General features: G+C 63.8%; 16 protein-coding genes. 6 read left to right on the top strand and 10 right to left on the bottom strand.

The genetic code is table 11. The annotated features are described in order from the left end of the window. The first annotated feature begins 56 nt into the window (after positions 1-56). From GTW25_RS11300 to GTW25_RS11275, 6 genes are all read left to right on the top strand, one after another. The gene (locus tag GTW25_RS11300) at positions 57-2,828 is read left to right on the top strand and encodes a [protein-PII] uridylyltransferase (protein WP_252912213.1); all 2,772 of its coding nucleotides are present in this window, start codon (positions 57-59) and stop codon (positions 2,826-2,828) included. Position 2,829: 1 nt separating this feature from the next. Continuing rightward, positions 2,830-4,428: a murein biosynthesis integral membrane protein MurJ gene (murJ, locus tag GTW25_RS11295; RefSeq protein ID WP_252912212.1), complete on the top strand. Its 1,599-nt coding sequence runs from the start codon at positions 2,830-2,832 to the stop codon at positions 4,426-4,428. Between the two features lie 136 nt (positions 4,429-4,564). Next, positions 4,565-5,629 (top strand): tryptophan--tRNA ligase, encoded by a 1,065-nt coding sequence (gene trpS, locus GTW25_RS11290; protein ID WP_252912211.1) that lies wholly within the window; start codon positions 4,565-4,567, stop codon positions 5,627-5,629. Between the two features lie 69 nt (positions 5,630-5,698). Then, a complete protein-coding gene (locus GTW25_RS11285; RefSeq protein WP_252912210.1) occupies positions 5,699-6,190 on the top strand; it encodes a universal stress protein in 492 nt (163 codons plus the stop codon). Between the two features lie 243 nt (positions 6,191-6,433). Then, a complete protein-coding gene (locus GTW25_RS11280) occupies positions 6,434-7,009 on the top strand; it encodes a NifU family protein (protein WP_252912209.1) in 576 nt (191 codons plus the stop codon). A gap of 694 nt (positions 7,010-7,703) precedes the next feature. Next, on the top strand, positions 7,704-8,207 hold the full coding sequence (locus tag GTW25_RS11275) for an MmcB family DNA repair protein (RefSeq protein WP_252912208.1): 504 nt from the start codon (positions 7,704-7,706) through the stop codon (positions 8,205-8,207). 100 nt (positions 8,208-8,307) lie between these two features. Here GTW25_RS11275 and GTW25_RS11270 read toward each other — a convergent pair whose 3' ends face one another. From GTW25_RS11270 to GTW25_RS11225, 10 genes are all read right to left on the bottom strand, one after another. Next, positions 8,308-8,874, bottom strand: coding sequence for an ActR/PrrA/RegA family redox response regulator transcription factor (locus GTW25_RS11270; protein ID WP_252912207.1), 567 nt, complete (start codon positions 8,872-8,874; stop codon positions 8,308-8,310). 22 nt (positions 8,875-8,896) lie between these two features. Next, positions 8,897-10,249 carry an ActS/PrrB/RegB family redox-sensitive histidine kinase gene (locus GTW25_RS11265; RefSeq protein ID WP_252912336.1) on the bottom strand — a complete coding sequence of 451 codons (1,353 nt, stop codon included), beginning with the start codon at positions 10,247-10,249 and terminating at the stop codon, positions 8,897-8,899. A 77-nt stretch (positions 10,250-10,326) separates the two neighbouring features. After that, complete coding sequence (hrpB, locus tag GTW25_RS11260) at positions 10,327-12,768, bottom strand: ATP-dependent helicase HrpB (protein WP_252912206.1); 2,442 nt, start codon at positions 12,766-12,768, stop codon at positions 10,327-10,329. Next, positions 12,765-13,406 (bottom strand): ATP-binding cassette domain-containing protein, encoded by a 642-nt coding sequence (locus GTW25_RS11255; RefSeq protein ID WP_252912205.1) that lies wholly within the window; start codon positions 13,404-13,406, stop codon positions 12,765-12,767. The genes hrpB and GTW25_RS11255 overlap by 4 nt, the downstream gene beginning before the upstream one ends. Positions 13,407-13,415: 9 nt before the next feature. Continuing rightward, a complete protein-coding gene (locus tag GTW25_RS11250; protein ID WP_252912204.1) occupies positions 13,416-15,149 on the bottom strand; it encodes an ABC transporter permease in 1,734 nt (577 codons plus the stop codon). After that, positions 15,119-16,342, bottom strand: a complete 1,224-nt coding sequence (locus GTW25_RS11245) for an ABC transporter substrate-binding protein (RefSeq protein WP_252912203.1) — start codon at positions 16,340-16,342, stop codon at positions 15,119-15,121. The genes GTW25_RS11250 and GTW25_RS11245 overlap by 31 nt, the downstream gene beginning before the upstream one ends. A gap of 169 nt (positions 16,343-16,511) precedes the next feature. Beyond that, positions 16,512-16,997 (bottom strand): bacterioferritin, encoded by a 486-nt coding sequence (gene bfr, locus GTW25_RS11240; protein ID WP_252912202.1) that lies wholly within the window; start codon positions 16,995-16,997, stop codon positions 16,512-16,514. Next, positions 16,963-17,274: a (2Fe-2S)-binding protein gene (locus GTW25_RS11235; RefSeq protein ID WP_252912335.1), complete on the bottom strand. Its 312-nt coding sequence runs from the start codon at positions 17,272-17,274 to the stop codon at positions 16,963-16,965. The genes bfr and GTW25_RS11235 overlap by 35 nt, the downstream gene beginning before the upstream one ends. 219 nt (positions 17,275-17,493) lie before the next feature. Beyond that, the gene (locus GTW25_RS11230) at positions 17,494-17,664 is read right to left on the bottom strand and encodes a hypothetical protein (protein WP_252912201.1); all 171 of its coding nucleotides are present in this window, start codon (positions 17,662-17,664) and stop codon (positions 17,494-17,496) included. A 107-nt stretch (positions 17,665-17,771) separates the two neighbouring features. Further along, positions 17,772-19,073: a PQQ-dependent sugar dehydrogenase gene (locus GTW25_RS11225; RefSeq protein ID WP_290127991.1), complete on the bottom strand. Its 1,302-nt coding sequence runs from the start codon at positions 19,071-19,073 to the stop codon at positions 17,772-17,774. Positions 19,074-19,236 lie beyond the last annotated feature (163 nt).

Below are 19,236 nucleotides of genomic sequence, written 5' to 3'. Positions count from 1 at the left end.
ATTCCACTTGAGCCCGAGATGTTGTAGAGGACGGCGCAAAGGAATATCCGGCGACGATGGCGACGATTCCCCTGAAACTCGATGAGATCGTGGATGTGCGCGCCTTGCGTGCGCGTCTCGACGCGCTCGCACCCGCAACTGGCGCCGACCGCCAGACAGTGGTCGAGACGCTGAAGCAAGCCATGGCCGACGGGAGCGCACGGGCCGAGGCCCTGCTGATGGACGACGGCGGGGGAACGGCCTGCGCCGAGCGGCTGTCCCATTTGATGGACGAGATCATCCGCGCGCTTTACGATTTCACCGTTACGCACATCCATTCCATCAAGGGCATCAAGTCCAACGAACGCATGTCGGTCATTGCGGTCGGCGGCTACGGTCGCGGCACGCTCGCCCCCGGCTCCGACATCGACCTTCTTTTCCTGCTGCCGAAGAAGCAGACCCCCTGGGCCGAGAAGGTCGCCGAGTACATGCTCTACATGCTCTGGGATCTGGGGCTGAAGGTCGGGCACTCGACCCGCAATCTCGACGAGTGCATGCGCCTGTCGCGCACCGACGTGACGATCCGCACCGCCATCCTCGAAGCGCGCTATGTATGGGGCGACGAGCCCCTGTTCGACGAATTGATCGCCCGTTTCGACGAGGAGGTTGTCAAGGACACCGGCGCTGAATATGTGCAGGCGAAGCTTGCCGAGCGCGACCAGCGCCACGCCAAGATCGGCGACACGCGTTATCTGGTCGAACCCAATATCAAGGAAGGCAAGGGCGGGTTGCGCGACCTGCATACGCTGTTCTGGATCGGCAAGTATTTCTACCGGGTGCGCACCGCCGAAGAGCTCGTCGGCAAGGGCGTGTTCACACGGCGCGAATATCTGGAATTCCGAAAGGCCGAGGATTTCCTGTGGGCCGTGCGCTGCCACATGCACTTTTTGACGGGACGCGCGGAGGAACGGCTTCATTTCGACATCCAGCGCGAGATCGCCGAACGCCTCGGCTACCAGAGCCATCCGGGCCTGTCCGCCGTCGAGCGCTTCATGAAGCACTACTTCCTGATGGCCAAGACAGTCGGAGACCTGACGCGCATCTTCTGCGCGGCGCTGGAGGAGGAACAGGCCAAGCATGTTCCCGGCTTCAACCGCATCTTCCTGAATTTCTCGCGCCGCCGCCGCAAGCTGGCGGGAACCGGCGATTTCGTTATCGACAATCACCGCATCAATGTCATCGACGATGGAGTCTTCAAGCGCGATCCGGTCAACCTCATCCGGCTCTTCTGGCTCGCTGACCGGCACGGTCTCGAATACCATCCCGAGGCGCTGAAGCTCGTCACGCGCTCGCTCAAGCTGATCGACCGGAATCTGCGCCGCGACAAGGAGGCGAACCGCCTCTTCTTGGACATCCTGACGTCGAGCCGCAATCCCGAGCTCAATTTGCGGCGCATGAACGAAGCGGGCGTTCTCGGCAGGCTCATCCCCGAATTCCGCAAGATCGTGGCGATGATGCAGTTCAACATGTACCACCATTATACGGTGGACGAGCATCTTATCCGCTGCATCGGCGTCCTGTCCGAGATCGAACACGGTGACGGTGCCGAGAGCCATCCGTTGTCGCATTCGCTGATGCCCGCGCTGAAAGACCGGCGCGAGGTGCTGTATGTCGCGATCCTGCTTCACGATATCGCCAAGGGGCGGCCGGAGGATCATTCGACGGCCGGCGCGCGGATAGCCAAGCGTCTGTGCCCGCATATGGGGTTTTCACCCGCCGATACCGAAACCATCGCCTGGCTGATCGAGAACCATCTGGCCATGTCGATGACGGCGCAGACGCGTGATTTGAACGACCGCAAGACGATCCAGGATTTCGGCGATCTGGTGCAGTCGGTCGACCGGCTGAAACTGCTGCTCATCCTCACCGTCTGCGACATACGTGGCGTCGGACCGGGCGTGTGGAATGGCTGGAAGGGCCAGCTTCTGCGCACGCTCTATTACGAGACGGAACTGCTTTTGACCGGAGGCTTCTCCGAATTGTCGCGCGCAAGGCGCGCAGAGATCGCCCGCGAACAATTGCTGGGCGCGCTGACGGACTGGTCGCCCGAGGAAGCGCGGCGCTATGTGGGCCTCCACTACGACAATTATCTGCTGATCGTCGATCTCGCCGACCAGTTGCGCCACGCCGCGTTCCTGCGTGAGACAGACATTGCCGGCCGCAAGCTTGCGACCGATGTGCGCACGCATGAATTCGAGGCGGTGACCGAAATCACGGTTCTGTCGCCGGACCATCCGCGCCTGTTGTCGATCATCGCCGGCGCGTGCGCGGCGGCAGGTGCGAACATCGTCGACGCGCAAATTTTCACCACCACCGACGGCCGCGCGCTGGATACGATCCTGATCAACCGCGAGTTCGACCGTGACGAGGATGAATTGCGCCGCGCGCGACGGGTGGGGGCGCTGATCGAGGAAGTGCTTTCAGGCAAGAGCCGCCTGCCGCAGATCCTGGAAAAGCGGGCGAAGCCCAAACGTGGCGCAAAGGTCTTTCGCGTCGAGCCGCGCGCCAATGTGCGCAATGCGTTGTCCAACCGGTTTTCCGTCGTCGAGGTGAAGTGTCTCGACCGGCCTGGCCTTTTGTCCGAAATCACCGGCGCGCTGTCCGATCTTTCGCTCGACATCGCCTCCGCCCACATCACCACCTTCGGCGAAAAGGTGATCGATACCTTCTACGTGACCGACCTGACGGGTCAGAAGATCGACAATCCGACGCGGCTTGCAAATATCCAGTCGCGCCTGATCGAAACGCTGGGCGGCAGCGCCGAACATGGCAAACAGGCCGCAGAGTAGCATGAGCCTTATCCGCAAATTCGCCACGGTCGGCTCGGGCACGATGGCAAGCCGCGTGCTGGGTTTCACCCGCGAGATGCTGATGGCGGCGGCGCTCGGCATCGGCCCGGTCGCCGATGCCTTCTATGCCGCCTTCCAGTTTCCCAACACATTTCGCAGGCTGTTCGCGGAAGGCGCCTTCAACGCCGCCTTCGTGCCGCTCTACGCCAAGGAGGTCGAAGCCGGCGGCATCGAGGGCGCAAGGCGCTTTTCCGAAGAGGTCTTCGGCGTCCTCTTCTCGGCGCTGATCGTGCTAACGATCCTCATGCAACTGTCGATGCCGTTGCTTGTCGCGACCATCGTCGCTCCGGGCTTTGCCAGCGATCCGGACAAGTTCGAACTGACGGTCGGTCTGGCGCTCATCATGTTCCCCTACCTCATCTGCATGTCGCTGAGCGCAATGATGGCGGGGATGCTGAATTCGCTGCGGCATTATTTCGCCGCCGCGCTCGCTCCGATCATCCTCAACATCGTGCTTATCGGCGTTCTCGCCTATGCATGGTGGCAAGGCCATGACGGTCGTGAAGTCGGCTACGGCCTTGCGTGGGGCGTGCTGGTCTCGGGCGTTGCCCAACTGGGGCTGTTGTGGCTGGCCGTGCGCAGGCTGGGCGTTCGGATCGGATTTCGCCGCCCACGCCTGACCCCGAACGTGAAGCGCATGCTGTGGCTCGCTTTTCCCGCCGCTGTTACCGGCGGCATCACGCAGATCAACACGCTGGTCGGCACCGCGATCGCGTCGACCGAGGCCGCTGCGGTCGCATCGCTCGCAATGGCCGACCGCATCTATCAATTGCCGCTCGGCGTCGTCGGCATCGCCGTTGCCATCGTACTCCTGCCCGAGCTTGCCCGGGCGCTGAAAGCCGGCGACGAACGCGAGGCGGCGAGCCTTCAGAACCGATCCGTCGAGTTCACGCTGTTCCTGACGCTTCCGGCCGCCGCCGCGCTCTTCGTCATCGCCGAGCCGATCATCCGCGTGCTTTACGAGCGCGGCGAGTTCGCCGCGATGGGCGCGACCGCGCAGGTCGCTTCGATCCTTGCCGTGTTCGGCCTCGGTCTGCCGGCCTATGTGCTGATCCAGGCATTCCGACCGGGCTTTTTCGCGCGCGAGGACACGCGCACGCCGATGATCTTCGCGGCGATCTCGGCCGCCACCAACCTCACGCTGGCGCTTATCCTTCTGCCCCGCCTCGGCGCGCCAGGCATCGCGGTGGCATCGGCGGTCGCAGCCTGGATGAACGTCTCGCTCCTGTTCGCGACATTGCTGAAGCGCGGACACTGGATCGCCGACCGTGCGCTGGGAAAGCGGGTACCGCGCCTCGTGGCGGCTGCGCTCGCGATGGGTGTTGCCCTGTGGTTCGCCAGCGATTTCCTGTCGGCCTGGCTGCAACCGACCTCGGCGCTGATCGAGCAGGTTCTCGCGCTCGGCGCGCTTTGCGCGGGCGGAGCTGTCGTCTATTTCGCGCTCGCCTTTGCCATCGGCGGGGCAGATGTTGCGACCGTCCGGCGCGCTATGCGCAGGCGAGGCGCGAAGCCTGCCGACGATGCCGGCTTGAACGGTTGAGACTGGCGGGCTATCAGCCTGCGACGAAAATCCCGCAGCAGACCATGATGCCGAAAAGTGGGAACCGGTTTTCGGACGACATCATGGTCTGAAGAGATAATTTTTGTACGGCCCTCCACAAGCCTTGGGACATGAAATGACCGCCTTCAAGCCTCTCGTCTTTTCCGGCGTACAGCCGACCGGTAATCTCCATCTCGGCAACTACCTCGGCGCGCTGACGAAATTCGTCGCGTTGCAGGACAGCCATGACTGCATCTATTGCGTGGTCGATATGCATTCGATCACCGCGCAGCTCGTCCACGCCGACCTGATCGAACAGACCCGCTCGATCACTGCGGCGTTTCTGGCGTCCGGCATCGATCCGAAGAAGCACATCGTGTTCAACCAGAGCCGCGTGCCGCAGCACGCCGAGCTCGCCTGGATATTCAACTGCGTGGCGCGCATCGGCTGGATGAACCGGATGACGCAGTTCAAGGACAAGGCCGGCAAGGACCGCGAAAATGCTTCGCTCGGCCTGCTCGCCTATCCGAGCCTCATGGCCGCCGACATTCTCGTCTACCGGGCGACGCATGTTCCGGTCGGCGACGACCAGAAGCAGCATCTGGAACTGACGCGCGACATCGCCACCAAGTTCAACAACGACTTTTCCGGGCGGATCGCCGATCTCGGCATCGGCGTGGACATGATGAATGGCGACGAGAAGGTGAACGGCTTCTTCCCGCTGACCGAACCTTTGATCGAGGGACCGGCGACGCGCGTCATGTCCTTGCGTGACGGCACGAAGAAGATGTCGAAATCGGACCCGTCGGATCTCTCGCGCATCAATCTGACCGACGACGCCGACGAAATCTCAAAGAAGATCAGGAAGGCCAAGACCGATCCCGAAGCCCTGCCGTCCGAACTCGACGGGCTGAAAGATCGCCCCGAAGCGGAAAACCTCGTCGGCATTTTCGCCGCGCTGTCGGGTGTCACGCGCGAACAGGTGATCGCCGATTTCGGCGGGCAGCAGTTTTCGGTCTTCAAGCCCGCTCTGGCCGAGCTTGCGGTCGAAAAGCTTGCGCCCATCTCTGCCGAAATGCGCCGGATCTCCGACGACCGCGCCTATGTCGACGCGGTTTTGCGCGATGGCGGCGAACGGGCGGGAGCACTCGCCGAGGCAACGATGAAGGATGTCCGCCGGATCGTCGGCTTTCTTCATTAGAAACCTGTTGCTTGCGGGGCGCGTTGCCGGCTGGCAGATTGCGCGCTGGCAAATCATCAAGGGGCCGACATGGTATCCAAACGCCTGAGCCGGGAAGCCGGTCACCGCCGCAAGTTCCTGGCGATCGTCGACGACACGCCCGAATGCGAAACGGCGATTGCCTATGCGGCGCGCCGCGCGCAGACGACCGGCGGCGCGTTGCTCCTGCTTTTCATGGTCGAGCCGGGCGAGGTTCAGCACTGGCTCGGCGTGGAAGAGATCATGCGCGAGGAAGCGCAGGCGACGGCACGCGCAGCACTCGACGCGCAGGCTGCCAAGGTGCGCGAGAGACTGGGCATCGAGCCCGAATTGATCACCCGCGAGGGAAAGGCTACCGAGGCGATCCATGCCCTGATCGAGGAAGATCAGGACATCGCCATCCTCGTTCTGGCGGCTTCGAGTTCGAAGGAAGGCCCCGGCCCGCTGGTCTCGACCGTCGCCGGCAAGGGCGCGGCGTTTCCCATTCCCGTCACGGTCGTTCCGGGCGCGCTTTCCGACGAAGACATCGACGCCATCGCTTAAGGGTAGTGGAAGATCGGGCTTGGGACGGCCTGCAAACGACAGCTTTCTGCGCTTCCGGTGCTCACGTACCCAATGTAAGCTCCGCTCCGGTTCTCGAAATCCGCCGTTTTCGACTCGTCCCAAACCCGATCTTCCACTACCCTGGGTCAAAAGCCCGTTCGCCAGCCCGCGCGATATTGCAATCGCGCGAGCCAGCCTCTATTTTAGAACTATTCCAGATTTCCGCGAGAGCGAGACAGAGCCATGTTCATCCAGACGGAAGCCACGCCCAATCCGGCGACGTTGAAATTCCTTCCCGGCAAGGTTGTCCTTGAAGAAGGCACGGCCGATTTCCGCGATGCGGCTGGTGCCGCAGAGGCATCGCCGCTGGCGGCACGCCTGTTCGAGGTTCCGGGCGTCACCGGCGTCTTCTTCGGCTACGATTTCATCACAGTGACCAAGGACGGCGCGGACTGGCAGCACCTGAAGCCGGCCATCCTCGGCACGATCATGGAGCATTTCATGTCCGGCCAGCCGGTCATGGCGTCGGGCTCGCAGGCGCGCGCCGACGAGGTTGCCGAAGGCGAGGAATTCTACGATGCGGCCGACGAGGAAATCGTCGTGACGATCAAGGAACTGCTCGATACGCGCGTGCGCCCGGCCGTGGCGCAGGACGGCGGCGACATCACGTTCCGGGGCTATGAAAACGGCACGGTTTTCCTTCACATGAAGGGCGCCTGCGCCGGTTGCCCGTCCTCGACCGCGACGCTGAAGCACGGCATCCAGAACCTGCTTCGTCATTTCGTGCCGGAAGTGCAGCAGGTCGAACAGGTCGTCTAGGCATTCGTTGATGTACTAGGTTTCGTCGGCGCTTGCGGGATCGAGGCGTCGAGGATTAACTTGAGATCGTCCGAGATCGCCGGCCAGTAGCCGCGGCAAACTTCGCTGGGTGGACAATACCGCCGCTCGGCGAAACGTATGAATCGCCGGGCATTTTCGACTGTTTCGCGATCAAGCTCATGGTTCTCGGCGGCAAGCGTATCGATCGCTTTCTCGATACAAGCCCTGTCGCGTCCAGCCTTGGCATGGGCCTTCGTTCCTACCGTGTAAAGTGTGCTCCTCCACGCAAATGGCTGGAAGCCGGGCAAGACTATTTTGACTTGGGCGGTTCCAGCAATCGCATGTCGGATATTAAAGGACCGCACGGCCCATTGGTTGCCGAACTGTCGTTCCTATCGCTCCCGCGAAAATGTGAAAATTGTATTTGTCGGACAGGTTCCGAATCTTTTCTCAAACGAAAAAAGCCGGGCTTGCGCCCGGCTTTTTCTCTTGGCGGTTGTCCTGTTGCCTTGACGGTTCGCCTGAATCTCAATTGCTCACGATTTACTCCATCCAGCCATGATTTGCCAAGTCTAAAAGCTTCATTGAGCTTGGCGATTCATGCAAAGCTTTGTGAATTGCGGCAATTTCGCAACAATATCCGCGTGCGTATGGCGGGCTTTCGCCGCCGGTCGAATCCTGCGAAAATCAGCTCATGCCGTTCGTATCGCCCGTATCTTTCAATCCGCTCGCCGATGGTCGCCAGTCCGACCGGGCGCTGCTTGTGCGTCGCGGCGTTCAGCGCCTCCTGATCGACATGGGTGTTTCGGTCGTGCCCGAACTGTGCCTGCCCACGGGCCGGCGGGCAGATCTCGTCGCGCTGACGCCGAAGGGCGATATCTGGATCATCGAGATCAAGACGTCGATCGAGGATTTTCGGGTCGACCGCAAATGGCCCGAATACAGGCTTCATTCGGATCGGCTGTTCTTCGCCACGCATCCGGGCGTGCCGGCCGACATCTTTCCCGAAGAATGCGGTTTCATCCTGTCGGATGGCTATGGCGCGGAAATCATGCGCGAAGCGCCCGAGCATCGCCTGTCCGCACCCTTGCGCAAGGCGCTGACGCTCCGGATCGCCCGCGCCGCCGCATCACGCATCACAGCGGCTGAAATCGCCGGCGTCGCGGTGCCGCTGCTGGACGACAGTGCGGAGTGCTGATTCCGTGTCGATAGCGGGCCGTCGAGGCATGGATGGATTCCTGTGCTCGTCACAGAAATCCAAGCCTCCACGTCTCTGCCGTGCAGAAGCGATCGATCGCCTATCTCGGCGCGCGCTTGGCGAGGATGCGCTGCAATGTCCGGCGGTGCATGTTGAGGCGGCGCGCGGTTTCCGACACGTTGCGGTCGCACATTTCGTAGACCCGCTGGATATGTTCCCAGCGCACCCGGTCGGCCGACATCGGGTTTTCCGGCGGCGCGGCTTTTTCGCCCGACTGGCGGGTGAGCGCGGCGTACACGTCGTCTGCATCGGCGGGCTTGGACAAATAATCGACAGCGCCGAGCTTCACCGCCGTAACGGCGGTTGCGATGTTGCCGTAGCCGGTCAGAATGATGGTGCGGCAATCGTCACGCTTGTCGCGGATGGCGGCGACCACGTCGAGCCCGTTGCCGTCGCCGAGCCGCATGTCGACCACGGCATAGGCGGGCGGCGCGGCGCGGACCTTGCCCACCGCTTCCTCGACGCTCTCGGCCGTGTCGACGAGGAATCCCCGGCTTTCCATCGCGCGCGCCAGACGCGTCACGAAAGGTTTGTCGTCATCGACAAGCAGGAGCGTTGCGTCATCGCCCAGATCGGCCTGTTCGAGGGTGGCTTCATCTTCGATCATGGTTTTGGTCCCGTGTTCGCCTTTATCTAGGCAAAATTGCCGCGTTTTCCAGCATTTCCGTTGCATTCGATGACGAATTCGCATGAACGGCCTCGAGAGCGCCGCGCGGCCACGATACCTTAACAGCCGCGCCCTGACCCGGTCCGTGCGCATTGCCGAAGCTGACAGTGGCGCCCGAGCGTTCGAGCAGCGTCTTGGCGATGAAGAGGCCAAGCCCGAGCCCGCCGCCCGCCGATGCGGCGGATCGCTTCGTCATATAGGGCTCGCCGATGCGGTCGAGCACTTCGGGCGAGAAACCTTCGCCGTCGTCGAGCACTTCGAGAGAAACCGAGGTGGCGTTCCACTCCCATTTGACGGAGACCGTGTCTCGCGCGAAATCGACGGCGTTTTCCACGACGTTGCCAAGCCCGTAGATCACGCCCGGATTGCGCCGTCCGACCGGCTCGGCGCCCAAGAGCTTGCCCGGTTCGAGCCGGATTTCGATGCCGAAATCGCGATGCGGCGCGATCACTTCCTCGATCAGCGACGTGAACGGCAGGCGCGCCATATGCGCCTCGCCTTGCGAAGACAGGCTGGTCAATTGCTTGAGGATCGCGCGGCAGCGCTCGCTTTGGGAACGCAGCAAGGTCACGTCCTCGCCGAAACGGGGATCCTTGCCGAGCGCGCGTTCCATTTCCTTGGCGACGAGCGCGATGGTGGCCAGCGGCGTGCCGAGCTCATGCGCGGCAGCGGCGGCGAGCCCGTCCAGCGCCGACAGATGCTGCTCGCGCTGGAGGACGAGTTCGGTCGCCGCGAGTGCGGTCGCCAGAAGCCGCGCTTCCTCGGCGACGCGGTAGGCATAAAAGGCCGTGAAGGCGAGGCAGGACACGATCGCCATCCAGATGCCCGCGACATAGATGATCGGCATCGAAAGTTCGGTGCCCGGAAACCACGGCAGCGGATGATGAAAGAAGGCGAGCCCGGTCGCCATGGCGATCACCAGCGCGCCGAGCATCGCGGTCCAGCGCAGCGGCAGCGAGGTCGCCGAGATGATGACGGGAACGGTCATCAGGAGCGCGAACGGGTTGGTCAGCCCGCCGGTCATGTAGAGAAGGCCGCCCAGTTGCAACGCGTCGAACGTCAATATGGCGAGCGCGGCGAGTGGCGGCAGGCGATGGGTAGCGGGGTAGCGCACCGCCATTAAGAGGTTGAGCCACGCCGAGCAGCCGATCAGCGCCAGACAGAGCGCGACCGGCACGGGAAACTGGAGCCAGAAGGCGACGATGAGAACGGCCGCGCTCTGCCCGACCACGGCGAGCCAGCGCAGCCGGATCAGCGTGTTCAGCCTGATGTGGTGAATATGCCGGGGGTCCGGCGCAAGAAGCTCTTCGACCATCGCACCCTTATGCGTCCGCACGGGGCAAACGCCAAGAGCATGGGTGTCGCAGGTAAAGCAAGTCTCCGAAACTCGCGCTAAGTCCCGCGCGGTTTGGCGCGGGCGGTCGCCTGTGCTTCGAGCGGGTTTTCAGGCCAGTGGTGTTTGGGATAGCGCCCGCGCATGTCGGCGCGCACGTCGGCCCATGAGCCGCGCCAGAAGCCGGGCAGGTCGCGTGTCGTCTGGATCGGGCGATGCGCAGGCGAGAGCAGTTCCAGCGTCATCGGCACCGTGCCGCCCGCGATGGAGGGATGCGCGTCGAGCCCGAACAATTCCTGCACGCGAATGGCGAGGACCGGCCCGTTTTCCTCGTAGCGCACCGGCAGACGGCTGCCCGACGGCGCGTCGTAATGCGTCGGCGCGAGCGTTTCGAGCTTGCGGTGCAGATCATAAGGCACCAGCGACATCAGCCCGTCATGAAGCGCGGAGGTGGGAAGCCGCGCAAGATCGGCGGTGCCGGTCAGGAACGGCAGGAGCCAGTCGTCGAGCGCGGCCACGAGCGCGTCGTCGTCCACCGCCGGCCACGGTTCGCCCAGACCCAGATGCAACCAGCCGAGCCGGGCGCGCAGCGTTTGCACGCCCTTGTTCCAAGGCAGGATGGCAAGGCCATGCGACCGCACCGCGTCGATGATCGCGTCGTCGGCATCCGCACCTTTTGGCGCGGGCAGTTGCCGCTCGGTGAGTGTGATCGATCCGAGCCGTTCGGTCTCGCGCACGCGCACCGTTCCGCGTTGCGGGTCGAACGAGGTATCGCGGGCCGTTTCGATGCGGGGACCAAGAACCACCCGGATTTCGTCCTCGATGATCGTGGCCGCAGAGGCGATGCGGGCATTTTGCGCGCGGCCCTGAAGATCGGCGACGACGATGAACGGGGCGCTGGCAAGGCCATCGGCAGCGTCGATCGCCCCGCCCCGCCCATTGGCGAGCACGAAATGGCCGTGCGCCCCGCGCGCCTTGGCGACGCGGTCGGGATAGGCGAGGAGAAGCGCCGCGCCGGTACTTGTCCCTTGCTGCGAGGATGATCCGGCCTGTCTGGCCAGTCGCTTTGCCAGATCGCGAGCCGCATCCGCGCGCTGGCCTTTTTCGCCGGCAAAGCGTCGAAGCCTTGTGTCGAGATCGATGCTCGTTCCGCCGAGGCCACGTTCGGTCAAAAGCACGGCGAGCTTTGCGGCAAGCCGCGTATCCGATGCCTCGGTCACCATATGCGCCAGCCGGACGGGCAGCGCCAGCTTGCGCATGCGCCGGCCAGAATCGGTCAGGCGGCCGTCATCATCGAGCGCGCCGAGGCTGGCCAGAAGTGCGCGCGCTTCGGTGAGTGCGGCGGCAGGCGGCACATCGAGGAAGGCGAGCGTCGTTGGATCGGTGACGCCGAAGGCCGCCGCGTCGAGGATGAGGCCGGTCAGATCGGCTTCGAGGATTTCGGGCGTCGAGAAGGCGGGCAGGGCGGCCGTCTGCTCCGCGCGCCACAACCGGATCGCGATGCCCGGCTCGGTACGGCCAGCGCGGCCCGCCCGCTGGTCGGCGGAGGCGCGTGAGACGCGCACGGTCTCGAGCCGCGTCAGGCCGGTCGAGGGTTCGTATTTCGGTACACGGGAAAGGCCGGAATCGATGACGATCCGTACGCCGTCGATGGTGATCGAGGTTTCCGCGATGGAGGTGGCGAGGACGACCTTGCGACGGCCGGAGGGCGGTGGTTTGATCGCATCGTCCTGTGCTTTGCCCGCGAGCGCGCCGTAGAGCGGGATGATGTCCACATCGTCCGGCACGCGCCCCTGGATGCGCTCGGCCGTACGCTCGATCTCGCGCTGGCCGGGCAGGAAGGCGAGCACGCTGCCCGCCTCGTCGCTGAGCGCATCGCGGATCGCATCGGCCATGGCGTCCTCGATGGGCACGGAGGACGGCCGCTCGCGATAGCGCGTTTCGACGGGGAAACTGCGGCCTTCGCTGGTCACGACCGGGGCATCGCCCAGAAGCGAGGCGACGCGCGCGCCGTCGATGGTTGCCGACATGACGAGCAGTTTCAGGTCCGGCCGCAGCGCCGCCTGCACGTCGAGCGCGAGCGCCAGCCCGAAATCGCCGTCGAGCGAACGCTCGTGGAATTCGTCGAACAGGACCGCTGAAATGCCCGCCAGTTCGGGATCGTCGAGGATCATGCGGGCCAGGATGCCTTCGGTCACGACAAGAATGCGCGTCGCCGGACCGGATTTCGAATCCATCCGCATCGCATAGCCGACCGTCCTGCCGACCTCTTCGCCGAGCAGGCTTGCCATGCGCCGCGCGGCGGCGCGGGCGGCAAGGCGGCGCGGCTCGAGAAGCAGGATCTTGCCCGCGCCCGCGAGGCCGGACTGGAGAAGATGCAGCGGAACCAGCGTCGTCTTGCCCGCGCCGGGCGGCGCGATGAGGACGGCACGCCCACTGGCCGAGAGCGCATCGGAAAGCGTGCCAAGAATTTCGGAGACGGGAAGTTGCGGCAGCGTCATGACGCCCCGCCGATCCGCACCACGGTGCCGCCTGCCGCTGTCGCGTCCGCTTCGTCATGCGTGACGAGGATGACCGGAAGCTTGGCCGCCTTTGCGCGCTCGAAGACGAGATCGCGGATCTGCGCGCGCAAGGCTGCGTCGAGGCGTGAGAACGGTTCGTCCAGAAGAAGCATGCGCGGCTGCGACACGAGCGTGCGCGCCAGCGCGACGCGGGCCTTCTGCCCGCCGGACAATGTCGCGGGGTCGCGGTCGCCGTAACCGGCAAGATCGACGTCCTGAAGCGCGTCTTCCGCGCGTTCGAGCCGCGCGGCCCGCCCCTTGATGCTTGCCGGCAGGGCGAATGCGACATTGGCCGCCACCGACATATGCGGAAAGAGCAGGGCGTCCTGGAAGAGCAGGCCGGCATGACGGGCTTCGGCGGGCAGGGCGGTGATCTCGACATCGCCGGCGAACACGTTCCCGCTGGCGTGGAAGTCGGGCGCCAGGAAACCGCCGATATAGGCGAGCAGCGACGATTTGCCGGAGCCGGACGGTCCCATGACGGTCAGCGTTTCGCCCGGTTCGACGCGTGCCGACAGGCTGAGCAGGGTCCGCCCGTCAAGCGCGATCGAAACGGCGTCGAGCCTCAGATCGTTCATCGGTTTCCTCTACGCCTGCATGGCGCGGCGCTGGCGAAATAGCAGCGCCGGCACAAGGATCGCAATGGCGAAACCGACGGCGGGCAACAGCATTTGGAGGAAGGCGTAGACGCCGATCGTGCGGCGCGCGCCGCCGGCCGCAAGCGCGACGGCTTCCGTCGTGATGGTCGGCAGACGTCCGGCGCCGATCAAAAGCGTCGGCAGATATTGCGCGACCGAAACGGCGAAGCCGACCGCTGCCGCCGTCAGGATCGGGCGGACCATCATCGGCAGCCGGATGGCGATGAGCGTGCGCCAGCGCGATTTGCCAAGCCCCGCCGCGATCGCCTCGTAGCGCGGATCGAACGCACGCCATGTGTCGGAAAGCGACAGGAAGACGTAAGGCAGGACGAAGACGAGATGCGCAAGCACGAGTGCGGGAAAACGCGCCACGAAGTCGAAGGACAGGAACAGGAATTGCAGCCCGAACAGGAAGGCGATCTGCGGCACGACCAGCGGCAGATAGATCAGGGCGAGCGCTCCCTTCCCGACGGTTCGGCCCGTATCTCGTTCGCGCAAAAGGCAAAGAAGCGTCAGCACCAGGGCGATCAGCGTCGAGAGCGCGCCGGCCCAAAGGGTCGTGCCGAGTGGAGCCGCTATGCGCGGGAGGGCGGATGTCCAGGCGCGCAGGGTAAAGGCCGATGGTAGCGGATCGGGAAATTGCCAGAGCCCGGCGACCGACCAGAGACCGAGCGCGACGAGGCCCGCGCCGACGATGATGCCGGATGCCGTCATCAGGCCGAGCGCGGCGTGGCGAATGCCGGCGTCGCGGCGAAGGCGCAGTCCGCGCGCCGCCATGGCATTGCGCAGGGCGGCGAAGACGCGTTCCAGAACGAGCCACAGCCCGAGCGCGGCCACGACGACACCGAGTTGCAGGACGGCGCCCGCAGCGGCGACGAAGCGCATGGACAGGTTCGGGTCGTTCATCCAGCCGACGAGCCGAACGGAGAGTGTGGCAGGCGTCGTCGGCCCGAGGATCAGCGCGACGTCCACCACCGACGCCGCAAAGGCGATGACGGCGAAGACGGCAAGCCGGATCCGGCCGTAGAGCTGAGGCCACGCGAGATAAAGGAAGCCGGCGATACGGCCATAGCCGAGCGAGGCGGCGAGCGCGCGCGTTTCGACGAGCTTGATCTGAGGCAGGGCCGCGAGCGCGATCAGAAGCAGGAACGGCACTTCCTTCACGACAAGACCGGCGATCAGCGCCAGACCGTTCGGGTCGTTGACGATGAGAAGATCGGGCGGCCGCTCCCAGCCGGTGAGACCGGGCGAGACGAGCCGGGCGAGAAGTCCCGACGGCGCGATGAGAAAGGTGAGGCCGAAGGCCGCCGCCGCATGCGGCACGGACAGAAGCGGCGAGATCATCGAGCGGACGCGCGCGAAGGACCGCGTGCCGGCCCAGCCCGCCAGAAAGACCATGACGATGGCAAGCGAAAGGACGGCTGACGCGAGACCGGTTGCAAGGCTCAAAAGCGCCGACCGGCCGATGCCCGGCATCGCCAGTAGGCTTTTGAACGCATCGAGGCCGAAGGCCGTCCCGCCAAGCGCCGGCAGATAGCCGAAGGCGGGCAGGACAGTCCCGAGGAGACCGGCGACGACCGGCCCCGCAAGGATCGCGATCGTGAGCGGCGGGCCGAAACGCGCGATCAGCGCCAGCCCGTCGCGCCTTGGCGTCAATTGGCGACGCCGTAGCGCTTGCGCCATTCCGCTTCGAGCCGATCCATCCAGCTTGGATGCGGCTCGTCGATCGCCGGGCCGAGTTCGTCGGGTGCCAGGGTAGCGACGCCGAGATCGAGCGCTTCGAAACGAGCGCGATCCTCGCCGTCGAGCTTTTCGAGCGAAAGCACGGTCGGGTCGCCCCATATGGCCGGGTCCTGCTTGCGCGCCTGTGCTTGCGGTGAAAGCAGGAAATCGGCAGTCACGAGCGCACCTTCCTTTGCCGATGAATTATAGGGGATCGACACGAAATGCGTGTTGGCCAGCGTGCCACCGGAAAAGGTGAAAGAGCGCACCGTGTCCGGCAATTCGCCATTGGCGATGGCCGCCGAGGCTTCGGCCGGATTGAAGGCGAAGGTGATGTCGACCTCGTTGTCGGCCAGAAGCTGCTTCATGGCCGGATAGTTCTGCGGATAGGCCCGGCCCTGCCGCCACATCAGCGGATGCAACTCGTCCAGATAGGCGAAGACGGGCGCGGCGATGTCCTCGAAGGTCGCATCATCGACCGGTTCGAGCAGGACCGAGCGGTCCGCGACCTGTTCGGACAGGATCTGCTTGATGAAGGACGACCCGATGAAATCCGGCGGTTGCGGATAGGTGAACCGTCCTGGGTTCTCGCGCGCCCAGCCGAGGAGTTCGTCCGCCGAATCCGGCATCGTGTCGGCCGGCGTCTCGGCTTCGTCGTGGAAAAACACCAGCTTCGCCATGCCCCAAGGGCTTTCCAGCCCCTCGACCGGCACGGTGAAGTCGGTGCGGATGGTCGACTGGTTCTCGAAATCGACATAGCGCCAATTGGGCAGGCTCTCCGCCCATCCCGGAGAGAACAGAAGGTCCTGTTCCTTCATCGAGGCGAAGTTCTCGCCATTGATCCAGATCAGGTCGATCGTGCCGCCCTCGGTTCGCCCTGCGGCCTTCTCGGCGACGACGCTTGCAACGGCGCTCGTCGTATCGTCCAGCTTGACATGGACGAGTTCGATGCCGTGATGCGCGCGCAACTCGCCGGCCGCCCATTCGAGATAGGAATTGATGTTTTCGGAGCCGCCCCAGGCGTTGAAATAGACGGTCTGGCCGCGCGCAGCCTCTTTGACGCTATCCCAGTCGGCGGGATCGGGATTGGCAAGGGCCGCGTTTGCCCCGAAGACCGCGCCGAGCGTCGCCGCTGCAAGAAACCTGCCGATCATCGCCATCTCCGTCCCGGAATTTTCTCGGGCTCGATTGAGCATGCGACGAATACCGGCGTCAACGCGCAAGGAAGTGGGCCGCCTCACCTTGGCGTGAGACGCGGCGTAAATGTGATTCAAAAGGGCGGCGTCCAGACTGCCGCCCTCTTTAAGCCTGGAACGGCTGCTATTATTCGGCGTCGTTGGCCGGTTCGGCGTTGAGCTGGCCGTATTTTTCCTCGCCCAGCTTGCCGAGAAGTTCGAGCTGGGTTTCGAGGAAATCGATATGGCCTTCTTCGTCCGCCAGAAGCTCTTCGAACAGCTTCATCGTGACGTAATCGCCCTTGTCATGGCAGATTTCGCGCGACTTCTTGTAAGCATTCCGGGCGTCATACTCGCCGGCGAGATCGGCTTCCAGCACTTCCTTGACGTTCTGGCCGATGCGAAGCGGGCCGACCTTCTGCAGGTTCGGATGGCCTTCGAGGAAGATGATGCGATCGATCAGCTTGTCGGCGTGATGCATCTCCTCGATGGATTCCTCGCGCTCCTTCTTGGCGAGCTTGCCATATCCCCAATCGTGGAGAAGACGGTAATGCAGCCAATACTGATTGACCGCGCCGAGTTCGAGGAAGAGGGCTTCGTTAAGCCGCTCGATGATCTTTGGATCGCCCTTCATTGGCATTGCTCCCGAATTGACCGCGCAAACCGCGCACACGGTCGAGATATGTAACGACCTCGTCGCCGGTGTCCACCGACCGGCGATGATATTCTTCCGTAACACGGATGATCGTTTCTACCACATTCGGAAAGCATCCGCAGCATCTGCCGCGCTGCTTGAGCGTATGATACACCTTGGCCGGAACGATGAGCTGCCAGGGATCGGCATCGAGCAACGATATGATCGTCGCCTCGATTTCCTTTTGCGTGATGATATTGCAATGGCAGACAAGCATTCCGGCACTCGTTCGGGCTCGCAGTTCGATCCTTGAGCCAAGGCGCAGCAACTGGCGGATAGGCTCCGGGAGCAGGAGCGGGCCACCTTCGCTTCACCCGGGTTCAAGGCCCGGACTTCGCTGTCGACGCCCGTGGACGAGGCGTCACGCTTCTAACAAAAGCATTCCCGCATCGCTTGTCAATGAAAACCTGATCAAATTTATCAAGTTGGAATCGTTCTAAACTTCACCATCCGTTTCGTCACGATACTGCTTGCGCGTTTCGCGGTCGCGCACGTCCTGCTCAGTGCGCGACATCTTGCGGCGGGTCAGCAATGCGTAGACGATCGCCGCTGCCAGAACGATCGGCGCGAGCACGGTGACGAAAGACCATTCGAAGGATTCGAACATTTCGCATCTCCTCTTCATGAACAACGTCATCGCCGACAGGCAGTTCCTCTCATGAAAAAGGCGGCGCCGAAGCGCCGCCTTTCGAAAAAGCCATTTTCCGACTGCTGTCAGTCGCCGGCACGCGAGACGCGCAGGATCGTCGATCCGCCGCCGCCACGCTGTTCGGTGACCGCATAGACCGCGCCGTCCGGGCCGACCTGAACGTCGCGAATGCGCGCCTCGAGCGGCACGCGCTCCTCATAGGCGACCTGATCGCCTTCGAGATGGACGACGACGAGGCCGGTGGATACGAGGCCGCCGATCAGGAATGCGCCCTGCCATTCGGGGAATTCCTCGCCCTCGTAAAGCGCCATTCCCGAAGGGCCGATGACCGGGTCCCAGTAATAGACGGGCTGTTCCATGCCGTCCTGCGCAGTCTGGCCGTCACCGACCTCGGCGCCCGAATATTCGACACCGTAGGTGATGACCGGCCAGCCATAATTCAGGCCGGATTCGGGCATGTTGAGTTCGTCACCGCCGGCCGGGCCGTGCTCGACCGTCCAGAGGCGGCCTTCGCCGTCGAGCGCAGCCGATTGCAGGTTGCGGTGGCCGTAGGACCAGATTTCCGGCAGGCCGCCGCCATCGACGAACGGATTGTCGTCGATCGGCTCACCGTCGAAATTGATGCGGAACACATTGCCGAGACCGCTTTCGGTATCCTGCGCCTGCTCGCGGATCGGTGCGTCGGAGCGCTCGCCCACGGTGACGTAGAGTTCGTCGTCGCCGGATACGACGAGGCGCGAGCCGAAATGCTTGTCGCCGTCATAGCTCGGCATCTGCTGGAAGATCACGGTGACGTCTTCGAGCGCGCCACCGTTCTCTTCGTCGGTCACCAGCGTTGCGGACGCGACGGACGTACCGTTGCCATCGTCGCGCGGTTCGGAGAACGAGAAGAAGATGCGGCCCGAACTTTCGAAGTCGGGCGCGAGCGCGACATCGAGGAGGCCGCCCTGTCCAGCCGAATCGACTTCCGGCACGCCGTCGATTTCAGGCCCGGCTTCGCCTTCGGCGGAGACGATATGCATCGCGCCGTCCTTGGCGGTGACCAGCATGCGCCCGTCCGGCATGAACTCCATCGCCCACAGATGCGGCAGGCCACTGGCAACTTCGTCGACGGCGACTTCGGGCATTTCGGCCGGCTGCGGCGCGCGGGTCTGTTCGGGGAAGGCCGGTTCCTGATCGGGCGCGTTGGCCTCTTCGGTCTCGACAGGTTCGCCGACTGCGGTTGCCTCGTCACCTTCTGCCGGCGGGACGCCGTCGACATGGTCCAGCGGCGAGTCGTCACCCGTCGATTGCGCCATGGCCGGCGCTGCGGCAAGGCCCACCGACAGGATCGTGGAGGTAAGCAGTACCCGTGTGATCTTGAACATCGAAACTCCTCGAAGTCTGAACTGAAATAGCCGCATCAGGCGCGGCGCTCGGTTCCCAACGACACCGGGGGGATTGTGTTGCATCGGATCACGTTTGATTTATCCGACCTTGGGGAAGGCTCGGGCTTGGTCCAATGTCCGGGCCTTGCTGAGTTTTTGACCA

Source organism: Aliihoeflea aestuarii (genome assembly GCF_024105665.1).
Taxonomy (GTDB): Bacteria; Pseudomonadota; Alphaproteobacteria; order Rhizobiales; family Rhizobiaceae; genus Aliihoeflea; species Aliihoeflea aestuarii.
The sequence above is the reverse complement of the archived record's forward strand: the minus strand, read 5'-3'. Positions and strand labels throughout refer to the sequence as shown.